The 437-nt window shown below is 65.9% G+C and carries 1 protein-coding gene; it reads left to right on the top strand.

What is annotated here, in order from left to right; genetic code table 11:
• On the top strand, positions 1-437 hold a 437-nt coding region (locus tag B3797_RS03000), incomplete at both ends, for an ATP-binding cassette domain-containing protein (RefSeq protein ID WP_311790337.1).

Raw genomic sequence — 437 nt, 5'->3', positions numbered from 1 at the left:
CCCGTCGGGCTGCGGCAAAACAACGCTGCTTAACCTGATCGCCGGCTTTTTGCCGGTAGAGTCCGGCAGCATCACGCTGGAAGGCAACGCTATCAGCGGGCCGGGCGCGGAGCGCGGCGTGGTGTTTCAGCATGAGGGGCTGCTGCCCTGGCGCAACGTGCTGGACAATGTCGCCTTTGGTCTTCAGCTCGCCGGAATGGCGCGCAGCGAACGCAACGCTATCGCGCGGCGGCTGCTAAAAAAGGTCGGGCTTGAAGGGGCGGAAAATCGTCCCGTCTGGCAGCTTTCCGGCGGTCAGCGTCAGCGCGTTGGCATCGCACGCGCGCTGGCGGCGGATCCGCAGCTGCTGCTGCTTGACGAGCCCTTTGGCGCGCTGGATGCCTTTACCCGCGAGCAGATGCAGACCCTGCTGCTGACGCTGTGGCGCGACAGCGGCA

The sequence above is a fragment of the Pantoea sp. UBA5923 genome, from assembly GCF_002431095.1.
In the GTDB taxonomy this organism is placed as follows: domain Bacteria; phylum Pseudomonadota; class Gammaproteobacteria; order Enterobacterales; family Enterobacteriaceae; genus Pantoea; species Pantoea piersonii.
This window is presented reverse-complemented; position numbering and strand designations above follow the sequence as displayed.